The organism is Mesorhizobium sp. M0854 (assembly GCF_040319815.1).
GTDB lineage: Bacteria > Pseudomonadota > Alphaproteobacteria > Rhizobiales > Rhizobiaceae > Mesorhizobium.
This window is the reverse complement of record NZ_JAMYOL010000011.1, coordinates 61,720-78,512: the sequence shown is the minus strand read 5'-3', so window position 1 is coordinate 78,512 and position 16,793 is coordinate 61,720. Positions and strand designations below refer to the sequence as shown.

The window sequence follows — 16,793 nt, the reverse complement described above, 5'->3', positions numbered from 1 at the left end:
GCGCTGCCTAAAAGTCGCTCGGCTCAATCATTCTGGGGGACGCAGGCCGAAGGTCGCCGGCTTGAGGCCGTAGCGCAAGTCGAAATCGTCGTTTCGCTGGGTGCGTGCGGCCGACCGCTTGCGATAGTCCGAATCGCCGGCCTGCCGGCCCGGATCGACGACTTCCGCGAAAGGCATTGCCTGTTGTGATTTCGGCACGTTGCGCAGCCGTTCGACGATCGCCACGAGGTCGACCTCGTCGCCGGTTTCGGACGGCAAGGCATTCTCGCGTTTGGCGGTGCCGGGGATCAAATCCTCGGAGAGCTTTTCGAACTTCATCCGCATCGTCGTCGCCACGCCTTCCCCGAAGGCGATAGCCTCGCGCTGGCCCATGGAAGACAGGAACGCGAGCGTCGAAGCCGAGGAATCGGCGATCGCCGAGCGGATGATCGCCTGGTCCTGCTCGTTGGCGAGCCGCATGGCAAAGAACGTCGAGCACTGCGACAGGATGGTCGGGTCGAGTTCGCCCGGGCGCTGGGTGACGACGCCGAGATAACAGCCATATTTGCGGCCTTCCTTGGCGATGCGCGACAGCGCGTGCCGCGTCGGCGCGAAACCGAGGCGCGGATCGGCCGGCATATAGCGATGCGCTTCCTCGCACAGGAAGAGCAGCCGCAGGCGGCCTTCGCTCCACAACGCCAGGTCGAAGGCCAGCCGCGCCAGGACCGAGCAAACGGAATTGACCACCTCGGACGGCATGCCGGCCATTTCGAAGCAGGTCACCGGGCGGCCGTGATGCGGCACGCGGAAGATGTTGCCGATCGTCTCGTGGATGGTGTCCTCGATCAGGCGCGAGTTGAACATGAAACGGTAGCGCGGATCGGATGCCGCCGATTCGATACGTGTCTTCAGTGACCTGAGGGTCGGGCGATCGTTCTTGCTTTCCAGCAGCCCCATGCGCTCGTCGACCAGCTTGATGAGGTCGGCAATGCGATAGGGCACCGGCGCGTCTGCGGTCAGCGCATCGGTGCTGCGCCGTAGATAGTTGCCGGAGTTCGGATTGCGGTAGAGGTTCTTGGCCGCGGGGATGAGATCGCGCAAGGCGTCGACCTCTTCCGGGACCGTCTCGCGGCCGCGAAACAGCACCTCGGCAAATTCCTCTAGCTTGAACATCCAGAAGGGCAGGTCGAGCGTCGTCGAATCGACCCTGACGCAATATTCGGGCAACGACGCGGCGAACTCGTTGTGTGGATCGAGGATGAGCACGCGCAGGTCGGGCCGGGCGGCGATCGACTTGCGCAAGAGCAGCGACACGGCGGTCGATTTGCCGACCCCGGTGGTGCCGACAATGGCGAAATGCCGCGCCAGCGTATCGTCGATGGCGATATTGGCGTCGATCGCCTCGTCCTGCGACAGCGTGCCGATGGTGATCGAATGACGACCGGCGAGATCGTAGACGGCCTGCAGGTCGCGGCTGCGGATACGATGGGCAATGGCCCCGATATGCGGGTAGGTTGTGATGCCACGGTCGAAGATCGGCTTCGCGCCGGGTTCGGTACCGTCGCGCACCTCGCCGATCAATTCGATGCTGACCTCGATCGGATTCTGGCCCTCGCTGCTCCAGGCACGATCCGACTTGCCGATTTCATAGACCAGGCCGACGGTTCGTGATGTACCGAGATTGATCGAGATCATCTTGCCGACGCTCCACAGGCCGGTGACCGTGCCTTCGATATCGTCGGCATAGGCGCTGATGGTGGCGCGCGCGCCGTCGCATTGCACGACATTGCCCAGAATGCGCTTGTCGTTCTGCTCCGCCCTGCGGCGCTCCAGCAAAGTCGGTTCCCCAATGGAGGCTTCGCGTTCAACGAGCATGGATACGCCGGTCCCCTTTTCCCAAGCGATGAGCCTAGGCGAACGGGGTTAAGGTGGGATGAGGCCGGATGGTTTAGCGGACATTAAGGAGTTTGCGAAAACTGGATGAAACGGCCGTTGCTCTGTAGAAGAATTTCGATATATTGGATTAATGGATGATATAGCGAACGACATCTCCTCGACCATCGGCAGAAGAATACATACCGAAAGAGTGGCTCGAGGCTGGTCCCTGGCAGAGCTGGCGGAGCGGTCCAACGTTTCGAAAGCCATGCTGAGCACGGTAGAACGCGGCATGACCAGCCCGACGGCGGCACTCCTTGTGCGTATTGCGGCCGCCTTCGGCATGACGCTGTCCACATTGATCGCAAGGGCGGAATTGCAGGGCGGTGGCCTGCTTCGCGAACGTGACCAGCCGCTCTGGCGCGATCCGGCTACGGGTTATGTGCGGCGGCATCTTTCGCCGGTTTCGGACATGCCCCTCGAACTGATCCGGATCCAGTTGCCGGCCGGCGCCAAGGTAAGTTTCCCGGCGGCGTCTTACGCCTTCATCAGGCAACAGATATGGCTGATCTCCGGGCGGCTGGAATTCACCGAGGGGGACATCGTTCACCGGCTCGAACCGGGCGACTGCCTGGCGCTCGGCGCGCCATCCGATTGCGTCTTTCACGCTCCGGGGCCGGACGCCGCCGACTATCTGGTTGCGTTGGCCAGGAGCTGAGGTGAAGGCGCGCCGTCCAAAACGCTGCGACAATGGCGGTCCGCCGCTCGACGACTATGACGGTCCGCCCTGGGGCAAGGGCGACCCCTATGTCTTTCTTGCCTGGCGGACCGCCCATGCCCAGGCATGGAAAGTGCCGAGCCGCGAGATCATGCTGATGCGGCTGCACAAGGCCGAGCGGCTGGGCCTGACCTATGAGGAATACACGCTCGAACTGCTGGAACGCGGGCGACATCTGCAAGAGGAAGACGCCGATCGCATCGCGGAAATCCGGCGGGCCAGGAAGCGCAAGCGGACCAGTCGTTTCGACTGACGGACGGCGACAGGGGAACGACATGAGTTCGATCGAAATCAGGCCACTCAGCAATGCTGACGGAACGCAAAAAATGCTGACGGAACTGCTGATCGGGACAGTCGCTGCGGGCGGCTCGGTCAGCTTCATGCATCCGTTGGCGCCGGAGATGGCCGCGGCCTTCTGGAACAGGTCGCTTCAGGCGGCCGCCAGAGGCGAAAGGGCGGTGCTTGGGGCCTGGAACGGCGAGGCTCTGGTCGGCACCGTCACCTTGCTGCTCGACTGCCCGCCCAACCAGCCGCACCGGGCCGAGATCGCCAAGCTGATGACCCGCCTCGATTATCGCGGCAAGGGCATCGCAACCCGCCTGATGGAGGCGGCGGAAGCCGTTGCCGTGGAGAAAGGCCGCACGCTGTTGGTCCTCGACACGGCAAAAGAGGAGGGGGCTTCCGGGCTCTATGAAAAGCTCGGCTTCACGCTGGCCGGCGAAATACCGGATTATGCGCTGAAGCCGCATGGCGGGCTCACAGGCACCCTCATCTACTGGAAACGCGTCGGCCGGACACGCTGATGGCGACAACGATGCACCTTTGCAACACCCGTCAGACCATCGCGGGCGTGGAAAGAATAGCTCTGCGTCAAATTGGCGGCGAGCTTAGAGAAGCCGCCCATTCTGATCCGTCGTCCTGAAAGGAGACCTGTCAATGACCCGGCGATCCAGATCGACACATTCCGTGCCGACGCTGGAATTGCGTGCGGCTGACAGGGTTCCAATCAGGAAGAACGGCCATGGCAAAGTCCATGATCCAGCGCAGGCAGGATGCCGAGCGCGAACGCATTGAAGCATATGCCGTAACGCTGCGGCGGGTTTTTCCCGTCCCGCGTCCCGCTCCGGATTTCGAGCGGGCGCTCGACGAGGCACGTCGGGGCTTTGCCGGCATGGCGATCCGCGACGGCGCGCTGTGGCGTCCAAAGCTGAAGACGCGCGACCCCGAGCGGCTGCGGCTGGCCGCGGCGCGCCATCTCTATGCGCGCTACCCGGTTACAGCCGCGCTCGAGGGGATCTGGCTGGACAGCTCGGGGTTGAATGTCGGCGAGATTGCGCTTCGCAAGGCTTGGTATATCGCAGTGGCGCGTGGTGACTCGCTTTACAAGGCGGGCGCCTGTGCGTGGCTGTCTCGCAAGGAGGTGCATTGCTTCTTGAACTTGCCCGGCGATTTCACGTTCGACGAGGCATTTTGGGTGGTGATCGCCCGGTCCTACACGGATGATTCCGGGTTGGCGGCCCGACTTGCCAAGTCGAAAATCGCGCGCACGCCACGTAACGATCTGGCCTTCTGGCGCGAGGTGACACGGTTCTTCTGCGGGCAACCCGCGTCGAAGGAGGAGATCGACGATCTTTGCGACTATATCGGCGCCGTGCACCAGCGCGATGCGGCGTACAGCCTGAAGGGTCGCACGCTTGCCTCGCTGCGTCGGCAGATGCTGGAATGGCATCGAGACATTGCCGCGATCGAACGCATCGAGGCAATGCGCCGCCGCGCTGCCGGGCGGACCACGCGTACTGCCGGGACGCAGTCGCAGGGTCGCGCCTGGGACGGCTCGTGCCTGGACGACTGGGACTGGCAGCCGTCGACCAAGGAGGCAAAGGCGCATGGCGAGCGTTTCTTCGTCCGTCAGTTGAAGACAGCTGAGGATCTGGTCGCCGAGAGCCGGGCGATGCATCATTGCGTCTCGATATACGCGGCCAAATGCATCGCCGGCAATGCCTCGATCTGGGTGCTGCGGCGCTCGGCGCTGGGCAAGATCGAGCGGTTGCTGACGATCGAACTCGACCCGCAAAACCGTGCGGTGCAGGTGCGCGGTTTCGGCAATCGTCTCGCCTCGCTCGAGGAGCGCAAGATCATCGAGCGCTGGGCCAAGGCGAGGGGTGTGGTGCTCTGCGCCTGAAACGGAAGACCCGCGCGGCGGAAAGGCGGCGCGGGTGCATAATGGGCGGATGTGCCGACGTCGGGCCAAGTGCACATTCGCCGTTGACAGCGGCGTCAAACCAATTCTATTGTCCGCCACCATGAAAAAGGCACTCATTCTCGTAGGAAAGCGCGTGGGCAAGGCGGTGTAACCGCCGGGCGGTGACCTCCCATGCGCAAGACACAGGCTCCCTCGGGGGCCTTTTTTATTGCCCGAAACACGACTAAACGACGAGCAATCGCCAGATGGCGAACAGTACGGGACCAGAATGATGAGCAGTGGACAGAATGAGCGGCGCGAAATGCCAAGAACTGAAATGCCAAGGAGCGAAATGACGGGTGCCGAAATGGTGGTGCAGGCGCTGAAGGACAATGGCGTCAAGCATGTTTTCGGCTATCCGGGCGGCGCGGTTCTGCCAATCTACGATGAAATCTTCCAGCAGGACGAGGTCGAGCACATCCTCGTCCGCCATGAGCAGGGCGCGGGCCACGCGGCGGAAGGCTATGCGCGCTCGACTGGCAAGGCCGGCGTCATGCTGGTGACCTCAGGGCCGGGCGCCACCAATGCGGTGACGCCATTGCAGGACGCGCTGATGGACTCGATCCCGCTGGTCTGCCTGACCGGCCAGGTGCCGACTTCGCTGATCGGCTCGGATGCGTTCCAGGAGTGCGACACGGTCGGCATCACGCGGCCCTGCACCAAGCACAACTGGCTGGTGAAGGACGTCAACGAGCTCGCGGCAACGATCCACGAGGCCTTCCATGTGGCAACGACAGGGCGCCCCGGTCCGGTCGTCGTCGACATCCCGAAGGACGTGCAGTTCGCCAGGGGTATCTATGTCCCGCCGCAGACGGCGCCGCGCACCAGCTACCAACCGAAGGTCCAGGGCGACCTGGAAAAGATCAAGGCGGCGGTCGAGCTGATGGGGGCTGCCCGAAAGCCGATCATCTATTCGGGCGGCGGCGTCATCAATTCCGGCCCGGAGGCGAGCCATCTGCTGCGCGAGCTGGTCGACCTCACCGGCTTTCCCATCACCTCGACGCTGATGGGCCTCGGCGCCTATCCGGCGTCGGGCAAGAACTGGATGGGCATGCTCGGCATGCACGGCACGTATGAAGCGAACATGGCGATGCACGATTGCGACGTCATGCTCTGCATCGGTGCGCGCTTCGACGACCGCATCACCGGGCGGCTGACGGCGTTTTCGCCGAATTCGAAGAAGATCCACATCGACATCGACCCGTCGTCGATCAACAAGAACGTCCATACCGACGTGCCGATCATCGGCGATGTCGGGCGCGTGCTGGAGGATCTGGTGCGGCTGTGGCGGGCGACCGCCAAGGCCGACAAGAAAGCGCTTCACCCGTGGTGGGAGCAGATTGCCAAATGGCGCGCCCGCGATTCGCTCGCCTACAAGATGAACCACGAGGTGATCATGCCGCAATATGCCGTCCAGCGGCTCTATGCGCTGACCAAGGACCTCGACACCTACATCACCACCGAGGTCGGCCAGCATCAGATGTGGGCGGCGCAGCACTATCATTTCGAGAAGCCGAACCGCTGGATGACCTCCGGCGGACTGGGCACGATGGGCTACGGCCTGCCGGCCGCGCTCGGCGTGCAGATCGCGCACCCGGATGCGCTGGTCATCGATATCGCCGGCGACGCCTCGGTGCAGATGACGATGCAGGAGATGAGCGCCGCGGTGCAGCACGAGGCGCCGATCAAGATATTCATCCTCAACAACCAATATATGGGCATGGTGCGGCAGTGGCAGCAGCTGCTGCACGGCAACCGGCTGTCGCACTCCTACACCGAGGCGATGCCGGATTTCGTCAAGCTCGCCGAAGCCTATGGCGGCCACGGCATTCGCTGCGACAAGCCGGACGAGCTCGACGACGCCATCAAGGAAATGATAGCGGTCAAGAAGCCTGTTCTGTTCGACTGCCGCGTGGCGACGCTCGCCAACTGCTTCCCGATGATCCCGTCCGGCAAGGCGCATAACGAGATGCTGTTGCCGGACGAGGCGACGGACGAAGCTGTGGCCAACGCTATCGACGCCAAGGGCAGGGAACTGGTGTAGCCTGGTTCGAGGAAGCTGTGCGGAAACAGCAGATTAGCGCAAAAATTGAAATCGAGATTCATATCATGAACGCACAGTTGCAACCGACCGGCTCCGCCTATTTCATCGCCAAGGAGACGGAAAAACCAGAGAACCACACGCTTTCGGTCCTCGTCGACAACGAGCCGGGCGTGCTTGCGCGGGTCATCGGCCTGTTTTCCGGACGTGGCTACAACATCGAGAGCCTGACGGTCTCGGAAACCGAGCACGAAAAGCACCTGTCGCGCATCACCATCGTGACGCGCGGCACGCCGCACGTGCTGGAGCAGATCAAGCACCAGCTCGAGCGCATCGTGCCGGTGCACCGCGTCGTCGATCTCACCGTGCGGTCGCAGGAATTCGGACAGGAGCGGCCATTGGAGCGGGAACTCGCGCTGGTCAAGGTCGCCGGCACCGGCGAAGCCCGCGTCGAGGCGCTCCGGCTCGCCGATGCATTCCGCGCCAGCGTCATCGATGCCAACACCGAGCATTTCATCTTCGAGATCACCGGCAAGGGCTCCAAGCTCGATCAGTTCATCGCCATCATGAAACCGCTCGGGCTGGTCGAGATCTGCCGTACCGGGGTGGCGGCGATGAACCGCGGCCCGCAAGGGATGTGATCATGATGCTCGCGGCGGCAATTCTAGCAGGCGCCGGCGCAATCGTTCTTGCGGTCACGACGGCGGCGGCCAGCCAGGAGCCGGTATTCGACAAGTCAGTGCTGCCGAAATTGTTTGAAGAAATCGACCGCAGGGGCACACCGAGCTATTATTTCCAACAATGCCCGGCCGATATTTGGCGCAGGGCGTCGGGCGCCGATGACGCGCTCTTTTCCACGCCGGGAATAGATTACCAAGGTTGTGAGAAAGACGTCTTGGCCTGTGCCAGGCGGTGTTTCGACGGACGCAGGGGCGAAGCCTGTTTCGAGACGGCCAGGGTCATCCAGGAGCACTCGCCAGAAGACAAGCAATGGACCGAGGAGATGTTCGCCCAGGCCTGCGCTACTGGCAGTATCGGCGGCTGCACAAATCGCGGCGCGGGAATTCTCTTGGGTCGGCTTGGGCTAAACAAACTGCTTGCCGCCGGTAGTGCAAACGAATCTTGCCCTTGTCGCACATTCAAGCTGAGCTGCAATGAGGGCGATGCCTGGGGTTGCACCATGTATGGCAGCGCCCTTCAGCATGGTGAAGGCGTCTCTGCGGACGAAGCCGAGGCGATGGCCGCTTACAAAAAGTCTTGCGAGATCGCTATGGAATTTGACGCCTGCCGATACGCCAAGGCGCTCATGAAAACGATGCAAAGCCGCTAGCTAGGGCTTTTCAGATTTGCGCAACTGCGATCTTTGCGCTGCCTCGCCTCGACCAAGTTCTTTGCTTTCTCTCTTGATAGGGCGCGATACCGGGCAGACATCCTGAACAAATCCATTCAGCGTGTTCACAAGATTGTTCTGGACCAGAGAGTAGTGGATGAACTGTCCGTGCCGCTCCTTGGCGATGAGCCCGGCCGTCTCCAGAATGCTCAAATGCTGCGAGATCGACGGCTTCGACATCTCGAAGCGCGCCGCGATCTCGCCCGCCGTTAGGGAAGAGTGCGCAAGATAGGCGAGGATCTTGCGCCGGGGCGCTGAAGATAGCGCTTCAAACACGCGCTGTATCGCGCCATTTGCGTGAGCAGCCGTTTCGGCATCCGCTGCGTGCTCTGCATCTTCGATCACTGTCTGCCACCTTGTGATGCCGAGGCGTTGGCTGCGCCTCGGTCCGCTTTTCTTATTTTCATTTAGACTATTGCCTAAATACCTAATTCGCAGTAGTAGACGATTAGCTTACTGCCTAAGTAACGGACGACGCGCCAGAAGGCAAGGCTGTGGTCCGGAAATGTTCATGCAGGAGGAGGGGTACCGATGAAAACCATATCCACGGGCAGAATGATTTCCCAACAGGACAGTGACGCCGAAGACGGCAAAGTCGTGTGGGTGCCGGCAAAGTCGATCTGGGTCGGGGCGATGACGATCGCCGCCATTGTGTTGGGACCGATGACATTTAGCTGGAGTGCCTTCGCCTTATTCGTTGCGACAACGGCGGCGACAATCTGCGCCGGACACTCGGTGGGGATGCACCGTCTGCTCATCCACCGGTCGTTCAAGGTTCATATCTGGGTCGAGCATGCGCTGGTCTACCTTGGCGTGCTCGTCGGCATGGCCGGTCCTTTTGGGATGATCTATGCTCACGATATTCGTGACTGGGCTCAGCGCCAGACCGCATGTCACGATCTCCATGCCCATCGTCGGCCATTTTTCACCGATGCCTTCTGGCAGATGCATTGCGCGGTCGCTTTGCGCAATCCACCCACCTTCATCATCGAACCCTCGATTAGGAATGACCCGTTCTACAAGTTCGTCGAACGCACCTGGATGCTGCAACAACTGCCCTGCGCGATCCTCTTTTTCGCGTTTGGCGGCTGGGATTGGGTGGTATGGGGAATCGCGGTGCGCGTTTCAGTGTCGCTTACCGGGCATTGGTTGGTTGGGCATTTTGCGCACCGAGATGGGGAGCAAGGATGGCGCGTCGACGACGTTGCCGTGCAAGGATACAATTTGCCGCGTTTCGGGCTGGTAACGTTCGGCGAGAGTTTCCACGGCAACCATCACGCGTTTCCCGAGTCTGCACGGCTTGGTTTGGAACACGGACAGATCGATCTCGGCTGGCTATTCATTCAGGTTCTGGCGATCCTGGGTCTGGCGCACAGCGTCAAGATTCCGGAGAATACGCCGAGACGCAAAGGGCTGCGACGCGTGCGCCGTCAGCGCGAAACTGCCCCGGATTCAGATCTATGGTCGGTGCAGCCCTACCGCAGATAGATGTTCTCAGCGGATATTGGCCTAAGATATGAAAGAACGCTGGGCGCGCGTGGACCAACGAATTGCATTTGCACTCAGCACCTCATCGATTTAAGTCAGTATTTCAGTATTATTGATCTTTGCGATCCTCCATGACCTTCGATGCATTCCTTGCTCTGCTGGTTTATGCCTTCGTGACCTCGATCACGCCGGGTCCGAACAATTTCATGCTTTTGGCCTCGGGCGTGAATTTCGGCTTGGTCAAAACCGTGCCACACATGCTCGGCATCGGCTTCGGCTTCCTCGTGCTGTTGCTTGCCGTAGGCTTCGGGCTTGGCGCCGTGTTGACGACCTTTCCGGTGCTGCATACCGGGTTGAAGATCGCTGGCGGCCTCTACCTGCTTTATCTCGCCTGGAAGATCGCCATGTCGCGCTCGCTCGGCGGCGAAGACAAGACGAAGGGCCAGCCGATGCGCTTCATCGAGGCTGCGGCATTCCAGTGGGTCAATCCCAAGGCCTGGGTGATGGCGATTACAGCCATGGCCGTCTATACCAGTCCGGAACGCCCGTTTGTGTCGGTGGTGCTGATCGCAGCCGCTTTCGCCGTCGTCATGCTGCCGAGCATTTCGACCTGGGCCGGTTTCGGCATGGCGCTGCGCGGCTTTCTGGCGGATGCGGTGCGGCTCAAATGGTTCAACATCGCCATGGGTGTGATGCTTGCGGCGACGCTGTGGCCGATGCTGCGTTAGCTGCCGTTCTATTGTGCACTGCACATTAAATCTTCGTAATGACGGGTTTTGGCCCTTTTTCGCCTTCGGCATCCTCTATTATCTGGCAAAAGCGCGGCAAGAGGCTGCGAGTTGAGCTAGACTACGGCCACCGGATAGCGGCGTGTCGGATCGAGAGGTCTTTTGTCGATGCGCGGAAAGATCGTATTAGCGGTGATCGCTGCAGCCTGCGTTGCCGCGGCGTGGCTCTATCTTTCGCCCAGCGCAATGAGCGGTCTTCAGCAGATGCTGTCGGCGAAGCAGACGGCGACGGCGGACAAGCCCGCTGCAGCGGCAAATGCCGCGCGTACGACTTCGGTGGTTGCCGCCACCGCTGCGACGGCCGATTTCCCGGTCCGGCGCTATGCCATCGGCTTTGTGTCCTCTCCTGCCGTGGTCAGCATCAACGCGCGGGTCTCGAGCCAGATCGTCGCAATCGCGGTCAAGGACGGACAGATGGTGAAGGCCGGCGACCTTCTTTTCTCGCTGGACGATCGCTCGTTGAAGGCGCAACTGGCACGCGATCAGGCGACGCTCGCAAAAGACCAGGCGCTGCTTGCCAGCGCCACGGCCGATCTTCAGCGCGCCAAAAATCTCGTCGCCAGGCAGGCCGGAACACAGCAGACCTACGATCAGGCCGTCGCGGCGCAGAAATCCGCCGCGGCCACCGTCGACGCCGACAAGGCAACGATCGATGCAGACCAAATCCAGCTTGGCTTCGCCACGATCAGGGCGCCGATCTCCGGCAGGCTTGGCGCAGTCAACGTCGCCGTCGGCGATCTCGTCACCACCAGCAACGGCAGCAGCACGTCGACTCCACTGGTGACGATCACGCAGGTCGACCCGCTGCAGGTGAACTTCAATCTCCCCGAAAGCGATCTTGCCTTGCTGCACAAGGCGCTGGCAGCGCCGCAGCAAGGTGCGGTGACGCTGACCAAGGACGGCGACCCGAAGCCGATCGGCAAGGGAACGCTGGATTTCGTCGATTCCAGCGTAGACACGGCGTCCGGCACGATCGCAACGCGGGCCAGTGTGCCGAACGCCGATCTTTCGCTATGGCCGGGCCAATACGTCAACGTCGTGCTCGATGCCGGGATCATGCCACAAATGACGTCCGTTCCGACGGTCGCCGTCCAGCCCAGCCAGAAGGGCCCGTTCGTCTATGTAATCAAGCCGGACAACACCGTTGAAATGCGGCCCGTGCAGGTCGCGCTGACAGAAGGCACCAGCACCGCAATCAGCCAAGGATTGAAAAGCGGCGAGCGTGTCGTCGTCGAGGGTCAGACCAAACTGAAGAACGGCGCGGCGGTGCGCGAAGGCAAGGCTTCGACCGGCACCGGCGATCAGGCGGCTCCGAAGGTTGCCGAGGCTGACCGGACGGGCGGAACACAGCCATGATTTCCGAATTCTGCATCCGCAGGCCCGTCGCCACGCTGCTCATGTCGTTCGCCCTGGTTCTGGGCGGACTATTTGCTTACAAATTCCTGCCGGTCGCGGCGCTGCCAAGCGCCGAATTTCCGGTTGTCAACGTCTCGGCCTCGCTGCCCGGGGCTTCGCCGGAAACCATGGCGACCTCGGTGGCAACGCCTCTGATCAAGCAGTTTGCCACTATCGCAGGCATCGATTCGATCTCGACGACCAACTCGCTCGGCTCGACCTCGATCGCCATTCAGTTCGTGCTCAACCGCGACATCGATGCAGCCGCCGCTGACGTCCAGGCAGCGATCGCACGCACGCAACGACAATTGCCGCCGGAGATGACCAGCCCGCCGAGCTACCGCAAGGTCAATCCAGCCGACGCGCCGATCCTGCTGATGTCGCTGGTCAGCGACACAATTCCGCTGACCGATCTCGACGCGTTTGCCGAGAATGTGATTTCGCCGTCGCTGTCGACGATCGACGGCGTTGCGCAGGTTTCGATCTACGGCCAGCAGAAATATGCCGTACGCGTCCAGATCGATCCCACGGCGCTCGCCGCACGCGGCATCTCGATCGACCAGCTGCAGACGGCCATTGCCTCGGCCAACAGCAACACGCCGCTCGGCGTGCTCAAGAACAACAAACAGCAGCTGACGATCACCGCGAACACGCAGCTGACCGATGCGGCGGGATTCTCGAACATCATCATCGCCACCAAGAACGGCCATCCGGTGCGGCTCGGCGAGGTGACCCGCGTCATCGATTCGGTCGAGACCACGACGACGGCAAGCTGGTATGACGGCACCCGCGCCATCATTATGGCGGTGCAGCGCCAGCCGGATGCCAATACCGTCGACGTCGTCGACCGCGTCAAGGCGATGCTGCCTTCCTTCGACGATCAGATGCCGGCAGCGGCGAGCATCCAGTTGCTAAACGACCGCTCGACATCGGTCCGCGAGGCGGTCGATGACGTGCAGTTCACGCTCCTGCTCACCATCGCGCTGGTGGTGATGGTGATCTTCCTGTTCCTGCGCCGGGTGACGGCGACGATCATCCCGGCGGTGGCGGTACCGATTTCGCTCATCGCCACGCTGGGCGTGATGTACCTGTTCGGCTTTTCCATCGACAACGTCTCATTGATGGGGCTGACATTGGCGGTCGGCCTTGTCGTCGACGATGCCATCGTCATGCTGGAAAATATTTTCCGCCATATGGAGGAGGACGGGCTCTCGGCCCTCGAGGCGTCACTCAAGGGCGCGCGCGAGATCGGCTTCACCATCATCTCGATCTCGATCTCGCTGGTCGCCGTGTTCATTCCGGTGCTTTTGATGGGCGGCGTGATCGGGCGCATCTTCAACGAATTCGCGGTGGTGGTGACGGTCGCCATCCTGGCGTCGATGTTCGTCTCGCTGACGCTGACGCCGATGCTGTGCTCGCGGCTGTTGTCATTATCGAAAGCCGAGCAGAAAGCAGCGCACGGTGAAGGCCATAGACAAAACGTCTTCATGCGGGGCTATGACAGGCTGCTGACATTCTGCCTGCGCCACAATTTCCTTGTCTTCCTTGTCTTCCTCGTGACCGCCGGGCTGTCGGTGTGGCTGATCCAGATTTCGCCGAAGGGCTTCTTCCCGCAGGAGGATATCGGCCAGGTCTCGGTGACGACCATCGCGCGCCAGGACATTTCGTTTGACGCGATGGTGAAGCTGCAGGGGCAAGTGGCGGATGTCTTCACCCATTCGCCCTACGTCGCGCATGTCGGCTGGTCGGCGGGCAGTGGAAACAATGCGCTCAACCAGGGCCAGCTGTTTGTGCAGCTGAAAGACAAGGACCACCGACCGAACATCGACAAGGTGCTTACGGACCTGCGGCGCCAGCTGGCCAATGTGCCCGGCATCGAAACCTACATGCAGCCGGTGCAGAACCTGCGGCTCGGCGCGCGTTCTTCGGCGAGTGCCTACCAGCTTGCCGTTCAGGGCCTCGATACCGGCCTGACGAACGTCTGGGCGCAGAGGCTGACGGACGCGATGGCTGCCGATCATGCCGCCTTCACCGACGTCACCAATGACCTGCAGAACAACGCGCTACAGGCGACGCTGGTGATCGACCGCGACAAGGCGGCGAACCTCGGCGTCGATACCGACACGCTGCGCTCCAGTCTCTACGGCGGTTTCGGCACCCAGCAGGTGTCGACCATCTTCGGTTCGGCCGACAGCTACGACGTGATCATGGAGCTCGATCCGAAGATCGAGTGGTCGCCCGAGCGGATGCTGGCCATCAAGGTGAGAACGGCGAGCGGCAGCCTAGTGCCGCTCGGTGCGTTCGCCCGCGTCGATCGGACCGCCGGTGCTTTGACCGTCAACCAGCTCGGCCAACTTCCGGCAGTGACCATCTCCTACAATCTGCCGCAAGGCGTGGCCCTCGGCGACAGCGTGAGCCACATCAACGGGCTGAAGGACAAGATCGGCATGCCGCCGACGATCTCGACCGCCTTCTCGGGCACGGCCAAGACGTTCCAGGATTCGCTTTCCAACCAGGGGCTGCTGATCGGCGGCGCGATTCTGACCATCTATATCGTTCTCGGCATGCTCTATGAGAGCTTCATCCACCCGCTCACCATCCTGACCGGGCTTCCATCGGCGGTGCTCGGCGCGCTGGTGGCACTGCGGCTGGCGGGGATGGATCTGTCGGTGATCGCGGTGATCGGCATCCTGATGCTGATCGGCATCGTCAAGAAGAACGGCATCATGATGATCGACGTGGCGCTGGAACTCAGGCGCGAGGGGATGTCGCCCGTCGAATCCATCCACAAGGCCTGCCTGATGCGCTTTCGGCCGATCATGATGACCACGCTTGCCGCGCTGATGGGTACCATCCCGATCGCGCTCGGCACCGGCGCCAGCGCGGAACTGCGCCAGCCTCTCGGCGTGGCCGTGGTCGGCGGTCTTGTCGCCTCGCAGGCACTGACGCTGTTCGTCACGCCCGTGATTTACGTCTACATGGAGCATTTTTCCGGCTGGCTGGTCAAGCTGTGGGCGCGGCGCCGGGGCGAGCCGAGCCCGGTCGAAGCGGTCGACCAGCCGTCACTGTTCGACGAGGAGGAAGAACCGGTGCCGCAAAAGGCGGCAGCCGAATAGCGCTGGCCCAAGCCGTGGTGCTTGCGGCCGGAGGTCCGCGATCGTAATTTGACGCCATGCCGCACAATCACGACCACGACAACGAGCTTGATCCCTTTGCGGCGCGGGTGCGCGCGCTGGAGACGATTCTCACCCGCAAAGGCCTGATCGATCCGGCGGCGATCGATGTTATCGTCGACACCTATGAGACTAAGATCGGGCCGCGCAACGGCGCAAAGGTGGTGGCGAAGGCCTGGGTTGATCCCGGGTTTGCCGCATGGCTGAAGCGTGATGCGACGGCGGCAATCGAATCGCTCGGCTACACCGGCCGGCAAGGCGAGCACATGCAGGCGGTGTTCAACACGGCCGACACGCACAACCTCGTCGTCTGCACGCTATGCTCCTGCTATCCGTGGTCGGTGCTCGGCCTGCCGCCGGTCTGGTACAAGGCGCCGCCCTACCGTTCGCGCGCAGTGATCGATCCGCGCGGCGTGCTCGAGGAATTCGGTCTGACCTTGCCGGCGAGGACGACAATCCGGGTGTGGGATTCGACCGCCGAGCTGCGCTATCTGGTGGTGCCGATGCGCCCCCGGGGTACGGAGGGCTGGGATGAGGCAAGGCTCGCCGATCTGGTGACGCGCGATGCCATGATCGGCACGGCGTTGGTGCGGGAACCGGCATGAACGGGCCGCAGGATCTCGGCGGCCAGATGGGTTTCGGGCCGGTCGCGCCCGAACCTGACGAACCCTATTTCCATGCCGATTGGGAAAGGCGGGCGCTGGGCGTGACGTTGTGCGCCGGCGCCATGGGCGCCTGGACCATCGACGAGAGCCGGCACGCGCGGGAATCGCTGCATCCAGCGGATTATTATGCCTCCAGCTACTACCAGATATGGATCAAGGCGCTGGAGGTGCTGCTCAAACGCCATGATTTCGTCAGCGACGGGGACCTGACTACGGGCGACGCAGTCGACCCGGCAGCGACACCCAAACGGGTGCTGAAGGCTAAGGACGTTCCGGCGGTGCTGGCCAAGGGCGGGCACTGCGACCGGCCTGTCGCCGCGCCTGCGCGGTTCAAGGCGGGCGACCCCGTGCGAACCAAGAACTTTCATCCGACCGGCCACACCAGACTGCCGCGCTATGCACGCGGCAAGCGAGGCGTCGTCGAGGCTGTGCGCGACGGCTTTGTCTTTCCCGACACCAATGCGCACGGCCAGGGCGAAAACCCGCAATGGGTCTATACGGTGGCCTTCACCGGCGGCGAAATCTGGGGCGAGGGCGCCGATCCGACACTTGTCGTGTCGATCGACGCCTGGGAGAGCTACCTTGAGCCGGCGTGAGACGGGCTCAGTTGCCGCCATGCTGCCCGCCGGTGTCGAGGCGCCTGTGTTTGCCGAGCCGTGGCAAGCAGAGGCCTTTGCCATGACGGTAGCACTGCACGACAACGGGCTGTTTTCGTGGAGCGAATGGGCGGATGCTTTGTCGGCAGAGGTGAAGCGGCCGGGCGCCGCGCGCGACGGTCACGATTACTACGAGCACTGGCTGGCAGCGCTGGAAAAGCTGCTTTTGGCCAAGGGCGTTGCCGGAAAGCGCGACGTCGATGCGCTCGCCGCTGCCTGGGAACGCGCCGCGCACGCAACACCGCATGGCAAGCCGATCCAGATGGAGAACGATCCACAGCGGGCCGGGTAAGCTGCGGTCGCCTGGCCTTGTTCTCTTTACG

The 16,793-nt window shown here is 62.3% G+C and carries 16 protein-coding genes; 14 read left to right on the top strand and 2 right to left on the bottom strand.

Annotated features, from left to right (window positions below; translation table 11 throughout):
- Window positions 1–27 precede the first annotated feature (27 nt).
- A complete protein-coding gene (locus NKH99_RS18580; RefSeq protein ID WP_353014931.1) occupies window positions 28–1,854 on the bottom strand; it encodes an ATP-binding protein in 1,827 nt (608 codons plus the stop codon).
- A gap of 151 nt (window positions 1,855–2,005) precedes the next feature.
- Between NKH99_RS18580 and NKH99_RS18575 the strand changes: the two genes are divergently transcribed.
- From NKH99_RS18575 to NKH99_RS18545, 7 genes are all read left to right on the top strand, one after another.
- Window positions 2,006–2,572, top strand: coding sequence for a helix-turn-helix domain-containing protein (locus NKH99_RS18575; RefSeq protein WP_353014929.1), 567 nt, complete (start codon window positions 2,006–2,008; stop codon window positions 2,570–2,572).
- A gap of 1 nt (window position 2,573) precedes the next feature.
- Complete coding sequence (locus NKH99_RS18570; protein ID WP_352767809.1) at window positions 2,574–2,885, top strand: hypothetical protein; 312 nt, start codon at window positions 2,574–2,576, stop codon at window positions 2,883–2,885.
- Between the two features lie 22 nt (window positions 2,886–2,907).
- Window positions 2,908–3,435 (top strand): GNAT family N-acetyltransferase, encoded by a 528-nt coding sequence (locus tag NKH99_RS18565; RefSeq protein WP_352926746.1) that lies wholly within the window; start codon window positions 2,908–2,910, stop codon window positions 3,433–3,435.
- 218 nt (window positions 3,436–3,653) lie between these two features.
- The gene (locus NKH99_RS18560) at window positions 3,654–4,814 is read left to right on the top strand and encodes a PcfJ domain-containing protein (protein WP_352501012.1); all 1,161 of its coding nucleotides are present in this window, start codon (window positions 3,654–3,656) and stop codon (window positions 4,812–4,814) included.
- Window positions 4,815–5,166: 352 nt separating this feature from the next.
- The gene (locus NKH99_RS18555; protein WP_352471629.1) at window positions 5,167–6,918 is read left to right on the top strand and encodes an acetolactate synthase 3 large subunit; all 1,752 of its coding nucleotides are present in this window, start codon (window positions 5,167–5,169) and stop codon (window positions 6,916–6,918) included.
- Between the two features lie 65 nt (window positions 6,919–6,983).
- The gene (gene ilvN, locus NKH99_RS18550) at window positions 6,984–7,556 is read left to right on the top strand and encodes an acetolactate synthase small subunit (protein WP_023676680.1); all 573 of its coding nucleotides are present in this window, start codon (window positions 6,984–6,986) and stop codon (window positions 7,554–7,556) included.
- A gap of 2 nt (window positions 7,557–7,558) precedes the next feature.
- Window positions 7,559–8,245 (top strand): SEL1-like repeat protein, encoded by a 687-nt coding sequence (locus NKH99_RS18545; protein WP_353014926.1) that lies wholly within the window; start codon window positions 7,559–7,561, stop codon window positions 8,243–8,245.
- Here NKH99_RS18545 and NKH99_RS18540 read toward each other — a convergent pair whose 3' ends face one another.
- Complete coding sequence (locus NKH99_RS18540; protein ID WP_352539574.1) at window positions 8,246–8,650, bottom strand: metalloregulator ArsR/SmtB family transcription factor; 405 nt, start codon at window positions 8,648–8,650, stop codon at window positions 8,246–8,248. It lies immediately after the preceding gene.
- 186 nt (window positions 8,651–8,836) lie between these two features.
- Between NKH99_RS18540 and NKH99_RS18535 the strand changes: the two genes are divergently transcribed.
- The 7 genes from NKH99_RS18535 to NKH99_RS18505 all read left to right on the top strand — a co-directional run bounded on the left by NKH99_RS18535 (window position 8,837) and on the right by NKH99_RS18505 (window position 16,762).
- The gene (locus NKH99_RS18535) at window positions 8,837–9,793 is read left to right on the top strand and encodes an acyl-CoA desaturase (protein WP_353014924.1); all 957 of its coding nucleotides are present in this window, start codon (window positions 8,837–8,839) and stop codon (window positions 9,791–9,793) included.
- A 131-nt stretch (window positions 9,794–9,924) separates the two neighbouring features.
- The gene (locus NKH99_RS18530) at window positions 9,925–10,521 is read left to right on the top strand and encodes a LysE family translocator (RefSeq protein WP_352815367.1); all 597 of its coding nucleotides are present in this window, start codon (window positions 9,925–9,927) and stop codon (window positions 10,519–10,521) included.
- Window positions 10,522–10,689: 168 nt separating this feature from the next.
- Window positions 10,690–11,937, top strand: a complete 1,248-nt coding sequence (locus NKH99_RS18525) for an efflux RND transporter periplasmic adaptor subunit (RefSeq protein ID WP_352815365.1) — start codon at window positions 10,690–10,692, stop codon at window positions 11,935–11,937.
- Window positions 11,934–15,092, top strand: coding sequence for an efflux RND transporter permease subunit (locus tag NKH99_RS18520; RefSeq protein WP_353014921.1), 3,159 nt, complete (start codon window positions 11,934–11,936; stop codon window positions 15,090–15,092). Before NKH99_RS18525 ends, NKH99_RS18520 begins: the two co-directional genes overlap by 4 nt.
- 56 nt (window positions 15,093–15,148) lie before the next feature.
- Entirely contained in the window at window positions 15,149–15,754 is a 606-nt protein-coding gene (gene nthA / locus NKH99_RS18515) for a nitrile hydratase subunit alpha (protein WP_352501008.1), read from the top strand.
- The gene (gene nthB / locus NKH99_RS18510; RefSeq protein ID WP_353014919.1) at window positions 15,751–16,410 is read left to right on the top strand and encodes a nitrile hydratase subunit beta; all 660 of its coding nucleotides are present in this window, start codon (window positions 15,751–15,753) and stop codon (window positions 16,408–16,410) included. Before nthA ends, nthB begins: the two co-directional genes overlap by 4 nt.
- Before the next feature lie 19 nt (window positions 16,411–16,429).
- Window positions 16,430–16,762: a nitrile hydratase accessory protein gene (locus NKH99_RS18505; RefSeq protein ID WP_353015029.1), complete on the top strand. Its 333-nt coding sequence runs from the start codon at window positions 16,430–16,432 to the stop codon at window positions 16,760–16,762.
- Window positions 16,763–16,793: the final 31 nt, after the last annotated feature.